Source organism: Streptococcus sp. 27098_8_113, assembly GCF_041432545.1.
Taxonomy (GTDB): domain Bacteria; phylum Bacillota; class Bacilli; order Lactobacillales; family Streptococcaceae; genus Streptococcus.
In genome coordinates this window covers 80,180-96,202 of the sequence record NZ_JAPVZU010000008.1, presented here as the reverse complement: position 1 = coordinate 96,202, position 16,023 = coordinate 80,180, and the positions used below count along the sequence as shown (strand labels likewise).

At 38.0% G+C, this 16,023-nt stretch carries 15 protein-coding genes; 1 reads left to right on the top strand and 14 read right to left on the bottom strand.

Annotated elements, in window-relative coordinates:
• Positions 1-75: 75 nt before the first annotated feature.
• The 10 genes from ftsH to ychF form a co-directional block, all read right to left on the bottom strand.
• Entirely contained in the window at positions 76-2,043 is a 1,968-nt protein-coding gene (gene ftsH, locus O3644_RS06190) for an ATP-dependent zinc metalloprotease FtsH (protein WP_048765822.1), read from the bottom strand.
• Between the two features lie 17 nt (positions 2,044-2,060).
• On the bottom strand, positions 2,061-2,603 hold the full coding sequence (hpt, locus tag O3644_RS06185) for a hypoxanthine phosphoribosyltransferase (protein ID WP_048765820.1): 543 nt from the start codon (positions 2,601-2,603) through the stop codon (positions 2,061-2,063).
• A gap of 8 nt (positions 2,604-2,611) precedes the next feature.
• Positions 2,612-3,886, bottom strand: a complete 1,275-nt coding sequence (gene tilS / locus O3644_RS06180; protein WP_048765817.1) for a tRNA lysidine(34) synthetase TilS — start codon at positions 3,884-3,886, stop codon at positions 2,612-2,614.
• Positions 3,883-5,166 carry a serine hydrolase gene (locus O3644_RS06175; RefSeq protein ID WP_048765815.1) on the bottom strand — a complete coding sequence of 428 codons (1,284 nt, stop codon included), beginning with the start codon at positions 5,164-5,166 and terminating at the stop codon, positions 3,883-3,885. Before O3644_RS06175 ends, tilS begins: the two co-directional genes overlap by 4 nt.
• Entirely contained in the window at positions 5,159-5,287 is a 129-nt protein-coding gene (locus O3644_RS06170) for an SP_0009 family protein (RefSeq protein ID WP_125372373.1), read from the bottom strand. The genes O3644_RS06175 and O3644_RS06170 overlap by 8 nt, the downstream gene beginning before the upstream one ends.
• Positions 5,288-5,289: 2 nt before the next feature.
• On the bottom strand, positions 5,290-5,658 hold the full coding sequence (locus tag O3644_RS06165; RefSeq protein ID WP_045499867.1) for a septum formation initiator family protein: 369 nt from the start codon (positions 5,656-5,658) through the stop codon (positions 5,290-5,292).
• Complete coding sequence (locus tag O3644_RS06160; protein WP_005591371.1) at positions 5,651-5,917, bottom strand: RNA-binding S4 domain-containing protein; 267 nt, start codon at positions 5,915-5,917, stop codon at positions 5,651-5,653. Before O3644_RS06160 ends, O3644_RS06165 begins: the two co-directional genes overlap by 8 nt.
• 88 nt (positions 5,918-6,005) lie before the next feature.
• A complete protein-coding gene (gene mfd / locus O3644_RS06155; RefSeq protein ID WP_152902018.1) occupies positions 6,006-9,509 on the bottom strand; it encodes a transcription-repair coupling factor in 3,504 nt (1,167 codons plus the stop codon).
• Positions 9,502-10,071: an aminoacyl-tRNA hydrolase gene (gene pth / locus O3644_RS06150; RefSeq protein WP_048765809.1), complete on the bottom strand. Its 570-nt coding sequence runs from the start codon at positions 10,069-10,071 to the stop codon at positions 9,502-9,504. Before pth ends, mfd begins: the two co-directional genes overlap by 8 nt.
• A 72-nt stretch (positions 10,072-10,143) precedes the next feature.
• Positions 10,144-11,259, bottom strand: coding sequence for a redox-regulated ATPase YchF (gene ychF, locus O3644_RS06145; protein ID WP_048765807.1), 1,116 nt, complete (start codon positions 11,257-11,259; stop codon positions 10,144-10,146).
• A gap of 165 nt (positions 11,260-11,424) precedes the next feature.
• Between ychF and O3644_RS06140 the strand changes: the two genes are divergently transcribed.
• Complete coding sequence (locus tag O3644_RS06140) at positions 11,425-11,919, top strand: DUF1307 domain-containing protein (protein WP_048765803.1); 495 nt, start codon at positions 11,425-11,427, stop codon at positions 11,917-11,919.
• A gap of 90 nt (positions 11,920-12,009) precedes the next feature.
• Here the strand turns inward: O3644_RS06140 and O3644_RS06135 are convergent, their stop codons facing one another.
• From O3644_RS06135 to O3644_RS06120, 4 genes are all read right to left on the bottom strand, one after another.
• Positions 12,010-12,204 (bottom strand): DUF951 domain-containing protein, encoded by a 195-nt coding sequence (locus O3644_RS06135; protein ID WP_005591376.1) that lies wholly within the window; start codon positions 12,202-12,204, stop codon positions 12,010-12,012.
• A 161-nt stretch (positions 12,205-12,365) separates the two neighbouring features.
• Positions 12,366-13,502, bottom strand: coding sequence for a DNA polymerase III subunit beta (gene dnaN, locus O3644_RS06130; RefSeq protein ID WP_048765799.1), 1,137 nt, complete (start codon positions 13,500-13,502; stop codon positions 12,366-12,368).
• Positions 13,503-13,659: 157 nt separating this feature from the next.
• Positions 13,660-15,015, bottom strand: a complete 1,356-nt coding sequence (gene dnaA, locus O3644_RS06125) for a chromosomal replication initiator protein DnaA (protein ID WP_048765797.1) — start codon at positions 15,013-15,015, stop codon at positions 13,660-13,662.
• Between the two features lie 212 nt (positions 15,016-15,227).
• Positions 15,228-15,989: a ParB/RepB/Spo0J family partition protein gene (locus tag O3644_RS06120; RefSeq protein WP_048765795.1), complete on the bottom strand. Its 762-nt coding sequence runs from the start codon at positions 15,987-15,989 to the stop codon at positions 15,228-15,230.
• Between the last annotated feature and the right edge of the window lie 34 nt (positions 15,990-16,023).

Sequence of the window (16,023 nt, the reverse complement as noted above, 5' to 3'; positions counted from 1 at the left end):
TTAGGCTTTAAAGAATAAAAAAATAGCTTGATTACACAATTAGTAATCAAGCTATTTAAGTAAGAAAAGCATCTCTTAATTTTCTTCCATTTTAGATTTTATTTCATCATAGGAAAGGGCATGCGCTTCTCGTTCCAAGTCTTTTTCAGACTCTTCTGGCATATGACCTGTTTCATAGAGAGATTTAATTTGGGTGCTATCAAGCGTTTCATATTTAAGTAATGCTTCTGCAATCAATTTATGGGTTTCACGATTTGCTTGAATAATCTCAGCTGCCTTGTTTCGTGCTTCATTTAATAATGAACGTACTTCCTCATCAATCTCATAGGCTGTTTGTTCTGAAATTGATTTTTGAGGACTTTGTGCACCAAACATAGCATGATTACCTTCGTATTGGACTGGGCCAAGCTTTTCACTCATACCGTACTCAGTGACCATTGCACGCGCCATTTGTGTAGCTTGTTCAAAGTCATTTGAAGCCCCTGTTGTTTGCACATTAAAGATGATCTCTTCAGCTACACGACCACCCATGAGACCAGCCAATTGCTCTTTCATATCTTCTTTAGAAAGAAGCATTTGGTCTTCTTTAGGTAGGGCAATCATATATCCACCAGCACGACCACGAGGCACAATAGTTACCTTGTGTACGACACGCGCATTGGACAAAACAAGTCCGACAATCGTATGCCCCGCTTCATGATAAGCGACAATCTGACGATCACGCTCTGAAACGGTTTTATCTTTCTTAGATGGTCCTGCGATTACTCTGTCTTCTGCTTCATCAATATCATCGGCATCGATGACTTTCTTATTACGACGAGCTGCAACCAAGGCAGCCTCATTTAAGACATTTTCCAAATCAGCACCAACAAAGCCAGGTGTCTGCTGAGCAACTAGTTTCAAATCAACGTTCTTAGCCAGCGGTTTATTCTTAGCATGAACGCGAAGAATAGCTTCCCGACCCTTCACGTCAGGACGGCCAACCAAAACTTTTCTGTCAAAACGACCTGGACGTAGAAGAGCTGGATCAAGAACATCCGAACGGTTAGTAGCCGCAATGATAATGATTCCTTCATTGCCTTCAAAACCATCCATTTCAATCAAGAGCTGATTAAGAGTTTGTTCACGTTCATCATTACCACCGCCAAGGCCAACACCACGCTGACGACCGACGGCATCAATTTCATCGATGAAGATAATAGCAGGAGCCGCTTTTTTCGCATCTTCAAATAGAGAACGAACACGGCTTGCTCCGACACCGACGAACATTTCAACAAAGTCAGAACCTGAGATGCTGAAGAAAGGAACACCTGCTTCACCAGCAACTGCCTTGGCAAGCAAGGTCTTACCAGTCCCCGGAGGGCCTTCCAAAAGAACACCTGCCGGAATACGAGCACCCAGCTTAGTATAACGTTTTGGATCTTTCAGGAATTCAACAACTTCAACAAGTTCTTGTTTTTCCTCTTCTGCACCAGCAACATCTGAGAAGCGTACTTTGATATCTTCTTTATTAGCCGCACGAGCTTTGTTACGTCCAAAATTCATAGCACCACGAGCACCGCCACCGCCTTGATTCATCATAGACATAAAGATGAAGGCGATGATGATAAATGGAACCAAGGAGATCAAAAGATTAATCCACATTCCACTGGAGCTTTCACGCTTAATAGTCACTTCTGTCTCATGCTCAGCAGCCAGCTTTTGCAAATCAGAAACTGTTGTATCTGATGGCAAAACAACACTAGTAAATCTGCTAACTTTTGAGATTTCCGGACTGAAAAACAGGATTCCTGTCGTATCTTTTGATTCTTTAGGTTTTTTGTAAGTACCCGATACCTCGATAATACTACCATTTGGCTGGTAGCTCATCTCTGTAACATTATTATTTTGGATTTCTTTTACTAATTGGCTGTAGTTGATTTGCTGGCTACGGCCTGTCGCACTTCCTGTAAAGAAATACTGAAAACCTGTAACAAGGACTACAATAATTAGAATATAGAGAAAAGGATTTTTTATAAAACCATTATTTTGTTTATTTTTCATTTATATCTAGCAAACCTTTATTTTGTATAAACTTCTTCTTTCAAAACACCTACATAAGGAAGATTGCGATAATACTCATCATAATCTAGTCCGTAACCTACTACAAATTCATTTGGAATTGTAAAGCAAGTATAGTCTGCCTCAATGTCAACAATGCGTCCTTCTGGCTTATCCAACAACGTAGCAATTTTTACAGATGCTGCATTTCTTTCTTTGAACAAGTTACACAAATTCTTCAAAGTTTGGCCAGTATCGATAATATCTTCGACAAAAAGAATATCACGACCCGTAATATCTTGATCAATATCTTTGATAATATTAATCACGCCACTACTAGTTGTACCGCCATGGTAACTAGATACCAGCATAAAATCTAATTCAATATCTGTATCCACGTGTTTGATTAATTCGGCCATAAAAGGAACTGACCCCTTCAAAATTCCTACAAAAATAGGCTTTTTACCTTGATAGTCTGCTGTCAACTGTTGGCCCAATTTTTTTGCCGCTGCTACGATTTCCTCATGAGAAACCAATACTTTTTTAATATCTTGTTCTAGCATAATTTTACCTATCTAATTTTCTGAATATAAAGTACAGTACTCATTATATCACTTTTTAATTCCTTACTCAAATCACTGATAGCGATATTTACAATTGCCAAGATCTGCTGATTTTGCTCCACAATAATCGCTTTTTCGCGTTTTTCAAATGGAATTTTTTGATCAATGAATAGCCGACGAAGTTTTTTGTGATGTCCTTTCAAACGAAGACAATCACCTGTTTTCCTGTGACGTAAAAGAAGTGGTGTTTCACGTGAAACTGCAATCGCTTGAATATTTTCACCCTCCAAAGGAGTGCCAAATGAGAATTGATAGTCTCCAAATTGAAGTTGATTACCACATTCTAACAGAATTGAGCCCACTTTCAAATCAGACCTACGACTGATTTTTCTGATTTCAAAATGTTTATAATCTTTCACCAACTCATATTCATCCTTTAAAGGGTGGATGTAATTAGCCTTGGTTCGTAAGATTCCTAAGATTTCTTCAAATTGCTTTTTATTTATATTTAAGGAAGGAAATTTCTTCAAATACTCCTGCAGAAGGAAATTTTGAACTTCTGGAATTTGCCGCTCAAACACTTCAAGTTTTGTAATGTCCAAACCTTGCGTCAGATGAGACAGAGCTGTCTGTAAATCCTCAACTTCTTTCCCTAAAGAAATCAGAGAATCCTTAAAGCGTGGATTTTCCTTTTCAAGACTGGGAAGATAGAGATTACGGATCCGATTTCTGAGATAGTCATTTTGAAGATTGCTCTTATCTTCAAAATGCAAAATATCAGGAAAGTCTTGCTTATGAAAATAAAGTAGAGGTCGGATTAATTCCCCGTTTGCAAAGGATTGAACCTCGGTCATTCCAGACAAGTGGCGCAGCCTTGCTCCTCGTAGTAGTCTCATAAACACCGTCTCGGCCTGATCATCAGCATGATGAGCCGTTACCAAGGCCGTGTAGCCTTCTGTCAACATGATTTCTTCAAAAAAACGATAGCGAAATCGCCGAGCTTTTTCCTCGGAAAAATCACCTGAAAAATTTGAGCTGAAAAATTTCACACCAAGTTGCTGGGCAAAATTTGACAGCTCTTTTTCTTCCATATTTGACTCTGGTCGTTGCTTGTGGTTGACATGCGCTATGCCCAGCTCAATCTCTAGTTCTTCCCTGTTCTGGTACAAAAGATGGAACAAGGTCATCGAATCCAAGCCACCAGAAACTGCTACCAACACTTTTCGATGATTTTGAAAATACCGCTTTTCCTGCATTTGTTTGCGAAACTTCTGATCGATCATTTCAGAACTCCGTACACATCATCCGCAATTTTAGAAATTGTATCGTAATCCGAATTATTCGTAAGAATAGCAATGATAAATGGCGAATCCGCATACACAATAGCGACATCATGCTTGAAGTCGTAAGCATCACCAATTTTATGAGCAACTTTTACATTGATGTTTTTAGAAATTCGCTGATTATCATAATTTGTTTGAGATAAGGCATCGACGATCATGCCATTTTGCTTATAAATGGCTTCCATAACATTTCCTGCCATTCGAGCTGAAGCTTGTCTGCTTTCCACATCCCACTTTTTACCCGCAATTTTTTCAATAGTATTTTGAAATTGGCCATCAGATTGATTGCTTGTATAGTAGGCAAGGATATTGTGGGCCACATTATCCGATTCTTTTGCTACACCATTGATTAAGTCCTGTACAGAATATTCCTTATCATTTGCTGATTTGGAAATACTACCGCTTCCCTCAGGGTCGTAGGCACCTGCAAAATCATTGACAGCCGCTGTATATTTTAACTTCTTATCCAAGGAAATGGTATGATTGTCCAGTTGCTCCTGGGCATAGTAAAGATAAGGAATTTTCGTCACACTAGCTGAGTACATTTGTTGATCTGGATTGATACCTGCTTCCTTGCCCGTTTCTAGCTGCTTTACATAAATAGAAAAGTCAGCTTTTTTGTACTTAGAATTTAACAGCTCCTGAACCTTTTCCATTCGATTATCTTCTTGGGAAAGAAAATCAACAGAAATCCAACCTTGACCTTCAATTTTAGCGTATTCTCCCTTAGCTGTTTGAGCAATTTGTACCACCTTTACTTTGCTATAAGCAGGTAGTTTAGCTGCAATCTTTTTAGAAGAATTGATCGGGATAGTATCGTAGAGCACATAGTTAGGGGCCAGCCATCTTTCCTGTTTGACATCTGTGATAGACTGAACCGTGTCCTCATAGATGCTATTCTTATCTGCAATTACAAACTGGCCATTCTTTAATTTAAAGATAGGGATTCCAACTTCATTCACGTGCAACTCTGTCAGCTCTAGTGGCTGATCTGGCAAAAGTTTCCCAGCTACCTTAGTCAAAGTAGCATCCGTAAAAGTAGGCGTTTCTTCATAAACATTAGGATTTGTAGGGATATTCGTATGGTAACGGCCATAAGCTGTACCTGTCAGCTGATACTTTTCTTCTTCGTCTAAAACAAGTTCCTTTTCAGTACTGATTGCTGTTTGACTGCTCCATAAAGCTGGCAGTAAAAATATCAGCAAAAGTAACTTACGCATGACCTCCCCTTTCCTTTTTTGTTTCTTGAAGTTTTAAAGCTTGATTCTTTTCGGATAATTCTGCTAGTTTTTCATCCGAAAAAGATAAAAATTTCTCTATATTTTGAAGTAAATTTTCCATGATTATTGTGGTAATAAATCTGGTGTTGTGTAAATATATTCTCCTTCTTTTGAAAAGGAATACTTGGCACGAGCATATTTGGCAGCATAGCTGTCATCTTTCAACTTAGTAGCAATGTCAGATTGATAGCTCTTTTCTTCGCCTAATTTTTCATATTTTTTCTGTAGTTGTGCATATTGAGCACGACGATTAAGTAAAGTTTCGTAACTTTGATATAAATTATAGGCTGGAAGAATAAAAAGTAGCATGACTAAAATTAGAACCCATCCCATAAAACGATTTCGCTTCCGACGTTCCTCATCGAGGTATCTGCGACGCTGATTTTCATCTTGGATAAAGCGATTATTTATTTGAACAATATTTCTAGACATTTTCTTCAATCCTTGTCTCACTGATAATTTCATACATTTTAGCAGCATCTTCTTTTTTGGTGCTGTCTTTCATTTCTAGCACCCGCACTGTTAACAGCTTATTGCCAAAACGAACTTCAATTTGATCATTGATTTTCAAATCTGTCGAACTTTTTGCCAGGATTCCATTTACCTTGATACGACCTTTATCTGCTACCTCTTTAGCTACAGGGCGCCTCTTGATAATGCGTGATACCTTTAAATATTTGTCTAATCTCATAGTCTTTTCCTCGATTTTCTCTTAATATTCTATCATTCTTTTGAAAGAAACAAAGCTAAAAAGCTGAAATTTTACCGAATTGTAATGTTTATTCAGCTTTTCGATTCTTGATTTCTATCAGTTTTTCACCAAAGTTCAGCAAGTTTTCCAAAATCTCGAAATCTTTTTTCTTCCGAACATCAAAAACGACTTCAATCAAGCCTTGTTGCTCACCAATTCGAGCCTTTAGATTTGTCGTTGACAAGGCTTCAAAATAATCTTGGGTCAGATAGATTTGCTGAGAAATTTTTTCAAAACGAATGATGACAGATTCTTGCTTCCGCTCAACAAGTGCCACAAAGGCTTGATCAAGATAGGATTTGACTAAACCAATCTCCAGTAGGTAAGCCACTACATCCGGATATTCTCCAAAGCGGTCAATCAATTCATCTTGCAGATGTTCATAGTTGACACGATTGTCAATTTCACGAATTCTCTTGTAAACCTCGATTTTCTGACGTTCATCAGAAATATAATCACTTGGAAGATAGGCATCAATCTGAAGATTGATTTCAGCGTTGCTTTTTTGGCGCTTGGTTTCCTTACCTTGTTTCTTAGCAATGGCCTCTTCTAAAAGTTGAGAATACATTTCAAATCCTACAGAATCAATGAAACCTGACTGAGAACTTCCTAAAATATTTCCAGCTCCTCGGATAGACAAATCCCTCATCGCAATCTTGAATCCAGATCCTAGCTCAGTAAATCCTTTAATGGCTTCTAGTCTTTTTTCTGAAACTTCAGTTAGAGTTTTATCTGGTCGGTACATAAGATAGGCATAAGCGATTCGATTGCTGCGGCCAACCCGACCACGAAGTTGATACAAGGTTGACAGACCCATATGATCAGCATTTTCGATAAAGAGAGTATTTGCATTTGGAATATCGACACCAGTTTCGATGATCGTTGTTGTAACTAAAATATCGTATTCGCCATTAACAAAGTCTAAAAGGGTATTTTCTAAACGCACCTCTGTCATCTGTCCATGAACATAACCAATTGAAGCCTCTGGAATCAACTCTTTTAATTCTGAAACTTTTTGCTCAATGGTGTCAACTTTATTGTAAAGGTAGTAAACTTGTCCGCCTCGGTCTATTTCACGCAAAACCGCATCCCGAATAACTGTCTTATTATTTTCTAAAACATAAGTTTGGACTGGATAACGATTTGTCGGTGGTGTTTCAATGACCGATAAATCTCGAATCCCTAGCATCGACATATGAAGGGTTCGTGGAATAGGGGTAGCCGTCAAGGTCAGCACATCAACCTTCTTTTTAAGCTCCTTCAACTTTTCCTTATGCTTGACACCGAAACGCTGCTCTTCATCTATCACCAGTAGCCCCAAATCGGAGAATTTTACATCTGCTGATAGAAGGCGATGGGTACCGATAATAATATCAATCTGCCCTTTTTCCAATTTTTCTAGAGTCTCTTTTTGTTCCCCTTTACTTCTAAAACGACTGAGAACATCGACATTCACGGCAAAATCGTTGAAACGTTCTTTAAAGTTTGTGTAGTGTTGCTGAGCTAAAACAGTGGTCGGAACCAAGATAGCCACCTGTTTATGATCGTTGACAGCCTTAAAAGCAGCCCTCATAGCCACCTCTGTCTTCCCAAAACCAACATCGCCAACCAAGAGTCGATCCATTGGACGGTCGCTCTCCATATCCTTCTTGATTTCCTGAATGCTTCTGAGCTGATCATCTGTTTCCACATACGGAAAGGCATTGTCAAACTCTACTTGATGCTGGTCGTCACTAGAAAATTGAAAACCTTTTAATTGACTACGCTCTGCATACAATTTAATAAGGTCATCGGCAATGTCTTCAACCTGATGTTGTACTTTTTGCTTCGTTTTTTGGAAACGCCCATCATTTAACTTATTAATTTTAGGTGCTTTTCCATCACTAGCTACATATTTAGACAGAAGGTTGATTTGATCCACCGGAATGGAGATACGATCTGCATTTTGATACTGAATCGTCAAATAATCCCGATGAACTCCTGAAACCTCAATCGTTTCAATTCCTAAATAGCGACCAATACCGTGGATATTATGAACCACATAATCGCCTTTTTCCAGTTCATTATAGTCTTTCAATCTTTCAGCATTAGAAATATTTTGACGACGAATCCTACGTTTGATTTTTTTCTGAATCATCTCATGCTCAGTAATCAAAACGATTTTTTCATCGACAAAATTAAATCCTTGAACTAGATTTCCTTCTATGAGCTGGACAGCTTTTTCATGGATGTCTTTTTCCTTGATGTAATCTAAATGAATCTCATAATCCTGTAAAGTTTTATGTAAACTTTGTAAACTTGAGGCTGAATTTGCTTGTAAGACTACCGTATAGTCCGATTTCCTAAAGCGATTGATTTCTTCTTTTAAGAGAGGAAACTGACTAAAGAATTCCTGCATTGGATATTGATTAAATTGATAAAGTGCATCAAATTTTAGATTTCCTAAGCCTTTATGGAAATTAGAAAAAAATGTAGCAGGTTTATATTTACGATAGTCCTGATAGCTATTTGCAAAGTATTGTTGATTTGACAGTGCTTTACTATTTTGTAAATCATCTGTCAAGATATTGGCAACTTCTAATTCAAACTGTGCATGCTTGTCCATTATCTTTTGAAAATCATCAAAAAATATAGGAGTGTGCGTTGGCAGGTAGTCTAAAATAGTCCATTCTTTCTGATAGAATAAGGAAAGAAATTTGCGAATATCTGCATGATGAAAGTGCTCTCTAACAGAGCTCAATACTTCTTCTAAATAGGATTTTAAGGAAGGATCAAGAACCGTAGAGAGAGCCACTTCTAGATTTTTCTGTCCTCTTGCATAATCTTCTTCTGTCAATAGAAGATCTGTAACAGGCTCTATCAAAATCTGTTCCACATTTTCAAGAGAAAGTTGATTTTCAGGATTGAAAATCCTTATGCCATCAATCTCATCGCCAAAAAATTCTATCCGATAAGGATATTGAGCCGAGCGTTCAAAAATATCTAGAATATCCCCTCTCAGACTGTACTCTCCTTGACTGAGAACCTGAGAAACCTTTTTATAACCATTACTTGACAAGGACTTTACTAGGTTGTCAAGGTTATATTCTTCAGTAACAGAAAGAATAAGCTCAGATTGTTTAAAAATATCAGGCTGGGGCAATAATAAACGACTGGCTGCAACATTGATGATCAGAATCCCATTTTTCTCTTTATCTGATAAAAAATTCATGGCTTCTAATCTGGCAAAGATTTTTTCTTGCGATGAAAAAACAAATTCAGCTAAAGGCGTATCATCTGCCAAGAAAGTATAGACTTTTTCTTCCCCCAACAAAGAAATCAAGTCACTAGCTAGACGCTCTGCTTCGTTCTGACTCGAAGTAATGACTAGGATTTTCTCCTGCTCTTCTAAGCTGCTAGCAATCGCTAAAGCCTTTGTTGAAGCTGAAAGTCCCATCACTAACTGACGGGTCTTCTTTTGTAACTGTTTCTTCCAATCTACAATTTGTTGGTTTCGACCAAATAGATCAAGTAGTGTCATTGTCTTATCCATTGTATTGTTGCATGGTCTGCTCAAAATTCTCAGTTTGTAAATAATGATTTACAGCACTGTCAACTTTTTCTAATGTGTTTAAAATACTAATATAATCTTCCTCATCAAATTTCCCTAAAACATGATGAATAACTGACATATTATTTTTAGGTCTTCCAATGCCGATTTTCACTCGCTTGAATTCCTGTGTTCCAATATGTTTAATGATAGACTTAATACCATTGTGACCGCCAGCTGAACCTTTGGTACGAAGACGAATTTTCCCAACTTCCATATCCAGATCATCATAAATAACGAGTAAGTCATCTATATCTAAGCCGTAGTAAGTGAGCAGGGCATGGACTGCTTTCCCACTTTCATTCATAAAAGTAGTCGGTTTTACAAAATAGACTTTTTCCCCATTCAAGAAAGTTGAAGCAATGTCTGCTTGAAAAATCTTATCTGCTGTAAACTTTAGATTTAATTCTTTACACATTTTGTCAACTAACATAAAGCCAACATTATGTTTGGTCTCAAAATATTTATCTCCTGGATTTCCTAATCCAACAATTAATTTTGTCATTTTACTCCTTTATAAAAGCCAAAAGGGCTGGAAATTCCTTTCCAACCTATGTATTTTAACTTTACACTTGATTTACACATTAAAGCGGAATTCCATAATATCGCCATCTTGAACGATATATTCTTTTCCTTCTTCACGCAAACGTCCAGCTTCTTTTACAGCTTTTTCAGATCCATATTTTACCAAATCATCATAAGACATCGTCACTGCACGGATGAAACCTTTCTCAAAGTCTGAGTGAATGATGCCAGCTGCTTGAGGAGCTTTCATACCACGCTTAAAGGTCCAAGCACGGACTTCCTTTTCACCAGCGGTAAAGTAGGTTCCAAGTCCCAACAAATGATAGGCTGCTCGTGTCAATTTGTCTACACCTGACTCTGTCAAGCCGATAGCTTCCAAAAATTCTGCCTTGTCTTCATCATCCAGTTCAGAAATTTCTTCCTCGGCACGCGCTGAAATGACAACAACTTCAGCATTTTCTGTAGCTGCAAATTCACGAATCTGCTTCACATAGTCAATATTGTCTGGATCTGCAACTTCATCTTCACCGACATTGGCCACATAAAGTACTGGCTTAATCGTTAAAAGAAAGAGACCTTTGACGATTTTTTGCTCTTCTTCTGTAAACTCAACTGTTCGAGCCGACAGACCATCTTCCAGAACAGGTTTGATTTTCTGCAGAACATTAAATTCTGCAACTGAGTCTTTGTCTTTCTGGGTACGGGCCATCTTCTCAACACGCGCATAGCGTTTGTTAATGCTTTCCAGATCGGCCAAAATGAGCTCCAGATTGATGGTCTCGATATCAGCCATAGGGTCGACAAAATCAGACTCACGGCCTTGTTCCCGCATGACATTTTCATCATCAAAGGCACGGACTACATGGACGATAGCATCCACTTCACGGATATTGGCCAAGAATTTATTTCCTAGACCTTCCCCTTTCGAAGCTCCCTTTACAATACCAGCAATATCTGTAAATTCAAATGTAGTGGGAACCTTCTTTTGAGGTTTAATCAATTCTGTTAGTTTATCCAAACGTGCATCCGGAACTTCTACCCGCCCGACATTTGGATCAATGGTCGCAAAAGGGTAGTTGGCAGCTTCTGCCCCTGCTTTTGTAATTGCATTAAATAAAGTTGACTTGCCCACATTAGGCAGTCCAACAATCCCTGCTGTTAAAGCCATTCGTATCTTCTCCATTCATCTTTTCAATCCAAACCATTATACCATAATTCCTTATCCTAAACAGCGGATTTGAATGAAAAATTTCCTGCTTTCTGGATAGAAATAGAAAATATTTCTGCAAAAAATGATATAATATAGTTAATATTTTGATAAAAGGAGTTAGCCATGAAAAAAATGACAATTAAAACTTTTGTTCTTTCTTTCTTGACCATGTTTACTTTACTTTTTTTAGCTGCCTGCAGTAGCAGTCCTAAAAAAGCCTATTTTCAGTTGATTGATCAAAAGACCAAGCAAGACAGCCGGATTACTCTTGAGTATAAGGGAGATGATTTACTGAACAATGAAACCAGCAATGTTTTCTATTATGAGCCTATCGGATTGACAAAAGATACCGCCAAAGAACAAATTGGAGGCTACATGCAAACGCTGGAAAATATTAAAGGACTTACTAATAAAATCGAGTATAAAGACGATCATTTGACGCAAAAGATGACGATGGATTTTAGCAAGGCAGATATTTCAGAACTGAAAAGTAAACAACTTATCCAAACAGATGGAGACCAAAAAGCTAATTATATCAGTTATAAAGAAACGGTAAAATCTCTTGAAGCTTCTGGCTATAAAGAAGTCAAAGACGGCAAATTTGAAGAACTTAAATAAAAGCAGAAAACGGATAAGACTTTCTTGGTCTTATCCGTTCTTTGTTGATGAGGTAGGTCATCTAAAATTGGGCTAAGTCCAAAATATAGACTATTCAATGACCTTCTTCATTTTTCTTTCAAAATCATATCTGCTCATCATGACAACGTGTTCGCAGTTGCTGCAGCGAATCTTGATATCTGCTCCCATGCGGACGACTTCCCAACGATTGGCCTTTTTGCCCGTTGACTTAATGGTACAGGCATGGGGCTTTTTCATTTCTACAAAAGTTCCAAGTTCGTACATCTTCTCTCCTTTTGACAATCTTTTTTTATTCTCTTAGAAATACAGATTAGCACTTCTCTCAACCCTAGCTGTATTATACCACAAGTTTAGAATCAGCTGGCTTGTAAATGATCAAAATAAGACAAGGCGGATCGAGTCAGCCTTGTCTTAAATCTTATCTTCTAATTAGTACGTACTGGTGTGATCAGCTGGATAAAGTTTTCAGCATCTTCGTTTGGTACTAAAGTGAAAGGACGAACAGCTGAAATAAAGCTAATGGTCACCTTCTCACTATCGACTGCCTTTAGCGCTTCGATCAGGTAGGTAGGATTGAAGCTGATGCTCAAATCTTCTCCTGACACACTTTCTGTATCAATTTCTTCATTCACGCGTCCAACTTCTGGTGAATAGACATGAGCGCTGACAATGCCCTTCACAATTTCTAGTTTCACTGTTCCGTTTTGAGTCGCATTGGACAGAAGACGAGACCGTTCCATGGCATGACGTAAATTATTGGTATTAAAGGTCACAACGCTTGAAAATTCTGTTGGAATCAGGCGGTCTGTGTCAGGATAGTTTCCTTCCAACAGGCGTGTATAGAAGCTGATATTTTCACTTCTAAAGAGAAGTTGATTATTGGCAAAGAAAACCTCTACTGTTTCAATTTCGTCTGTGAAAACAGCTGTAAATTCACGCAGAGAACGGCTAGGAATTACCACATCGAAGTCATCCCCCTTCTTGTCCAAAGTAATTTTCTTTTGGCTCATCCGGTGAGAGTCTGTCGCAACTGTTTTGAGGGATTGATTATCTGTCAAAACAAAATGAACACCCGTCAAAATAGGACGGCTTTCTTGCGTGCTAGCAGCAAAAGCTGTCTCATTGATGATATTTTTAAGGACTTTTGTTTCTAAAACCAAAGGATTGCTAGTAGAGACTTCTTGGATACGTGGGTATTGATCTGCATCTTTTCCTTTTAGCGTAATTTCTGACTTGCCGCTGGTGAGGACGATTTGTTTTTGCTCAATTTCTTTAAAATCAAGCACGATATCTGGCAAGCTAGAAATGACATTGATAAAGAAATTTGCTTCGAGAAGGATCGAACCTGGCGAAGTAATCAAGAGTCCAGCATTTTCATTTTGAACTGAAATGAAGTTTTCAATGGAAATTTGACCATTTGAACCAATCAAGGTAATACCTTCTTTGGTCACATCAATTTTAACCGTTGATAAAATTGGAATAGCGTTTTTGGTACTGATAGCTCTTTTAGTTGTATTCAAAGCTTGTAGGAATAAATTTTTATTAATAGAGAAGTGAATCATAGGGACTCCTTTTATTATTTATGATTATTAAATTAATAGTAATAGTAGTTCTTGTGGAAGCTGTGGAAAAATGGAGCAAAGTATCTAAAATAAAGTTTTAAGACTTGTTCACAACCTGTGGAAAAAACTTTAAATTCGTTCAATCTTTTCCACACCCTTATTTTATCTTGTTTTTGATATTTTCGATTTCAAGTCGCAGGCTATCGTCAGTTTCGAGTCGGGTTTTGATTTTTCCATGCGCGTGAATGACTGTTGTATGGTCTTTACCGCCAAATTCTCGCCCGATTTTTGGTAGGCTATTGTCTGTTAGTTCGCGGGCTAGATACATGGCTACCTGTCTAGCCAAAACGATATTTTGGACTCGACGACTTCCCTTCATTTCCTTGACACTGACACCATAGAAATTGCCGACCTCAGACTGGATTTTTTCAATCGGAATGACGGTCACCTGACTAGAATCCTGCTTGCGAGCTCGAATGGCTTCGGCAGCAATATCAATCGTAATTTCCTTGAGATTGCGGACTCTTGCAATGAGCGTAATATCATTGAGGGCCCCTTCTAAGTCACGGACATTCGAGTCAAATTGTCCGGCAAGGTACTCCAAAGTATCATTAGGGAAAATATAGTCCAGATTTTCGATTTTGTTCCGGAGGATGGCAATCCGCGTTTCAAAATCAGGTGGTGTAATATTTTGAGTGAGCCCCCATTTGAAGCGCGTGACCAAGCGTTCTTCCAAATTATCAAGATGATCTGGACTGCGGTCGCTGGTCAGCACAATCTGCTTGTTATCGCCATGCAGAGCGTTAAACGTATTGAAGAATTCTTCCTGGGTAGAGACTTTTTTTCCGCCAAGAGACTGGATATCATCAATCAAGAGCAAATCCAAGCTCCGATAGATTTTTTTGAAATTATCCATGTCACCGAGCCTCAGATGCTCCAGAAAGTCATTGATAAAGGTTTCCGCTGGAATATATTTTACACGCGCATCAGGAATATTTTCTAAAATTTGATTGCCAATAGCATTCAGTAAGTGGGTTTTTCCTAGACCTGGTCCGCCGTAGATAAATAGGGGATTATAGGTAGTTGCTAGATTTTCAGACACAGCCAAGGCTGCTGCTTTGGCCCAGATATTTCCGTCCCCTTGTACAAAATTATCAAATGTATATTTAGCTTTTAGTCCAGTATCAATTGGCGGTAAACTTGGCCGAAATGGCGTCTTTTCAGGAAGTTCTTCCAGCTGATATTTAGAAATACTGTCATGTCCTGCTTCTTCAAAGACGTATTTGGCCGTGATTTGATCGTTGAAAATTTCAAAGCCAGCTGTGAGAATAACGCCCACTAAGTTTTGTTCCCAAAACAGCTGTTTGACTGGGCTATCCAAAAAGATAGTAGCCTGATTATTTTCAATGGCTATCAATTTTGCTTCTGCAACAAAAAAATCATAGGTTGTCTGTTTTAGTTGAGCAGCTGAAAGTTCTAAAATTCTTCGCCAAAATTCTTGCTCTTTGGTCATTGCCTCCTCCTTTTCAAAAAATTATTCTCTACGTCGACTCCCATTTTAACATAAAAAGGCTAAGTTTTCCACAAGTGGTGGAGAAAAATTAACATTGTTTATAAGACTTATCCACAGATTGTGGATTATTAATGAAATCCTTATTTTTCAATATTTTAGGCTACTTTTAAAGGTGGAAAAGTCTGTTAGTTTGAAAAAAGAAAATAACAGCCCTATTTCAGGCTGTTTATAATTCTTTGATACTCTTCCTCGTTTTCAAAAGGAATAACGATCTTTCCTTTTGAAGAATTTTTTAAGTGAATGGAGACATTGAGTCCAAGGATTTTTTTTAGTTTTTCTTCTTCTGAATGGGCAAAAATTTCTTTGTTCTTCTTAGTCTTTGACTTCTTGGTATTTTGTAATGAAAGCTCAAGAGCACGAACGGATAAATTATCTTGAATGATTTTGTCCAGCCAAAAAACTTGCTCTTCCTTTTTGAGTGGAATGAGGAGACGAGCATGCCCTTGCGAAATCATTTCCTCTTTGACAGCGTCCAGCATAAAAGCTGGTAGCTGTAACAAGCGGACAAGATTACTGATGTAAGGCCGAGATTTTCCCATGATTTTTGCAATTTCTTCATGGGTCAGACCTTTCTCAATCAGATGCTGATAGGATTCCGCTTCTTCGATTGGATTGAGGTCTTCTCTTTGCAAATTCTCGATGATGGCTTGCTTCATCATGTCATCGTCAGACAAGTCTTTAATAAGGGCAGGAATGTTTTCTAAGCCAGCAATTTTAGCAGCTCTGAATCGTCTTTCACCTGCTAAAATTTCGTAACCAAATAAGGAAGATTTTCTCAAAATAATGGGCTGAATAATTCCATTTTCTTTAATAGAAGCTGCCAATTCATTTATTTTCTCTTGAGAAAAGCTTTTTCTAGGCTGATAAGGATTGGTTCGAATGTCTTTTAGTGGTATGTATTGATAATTTTCCATTTGTATATAGCATAACACACCTTTACGATCGTGT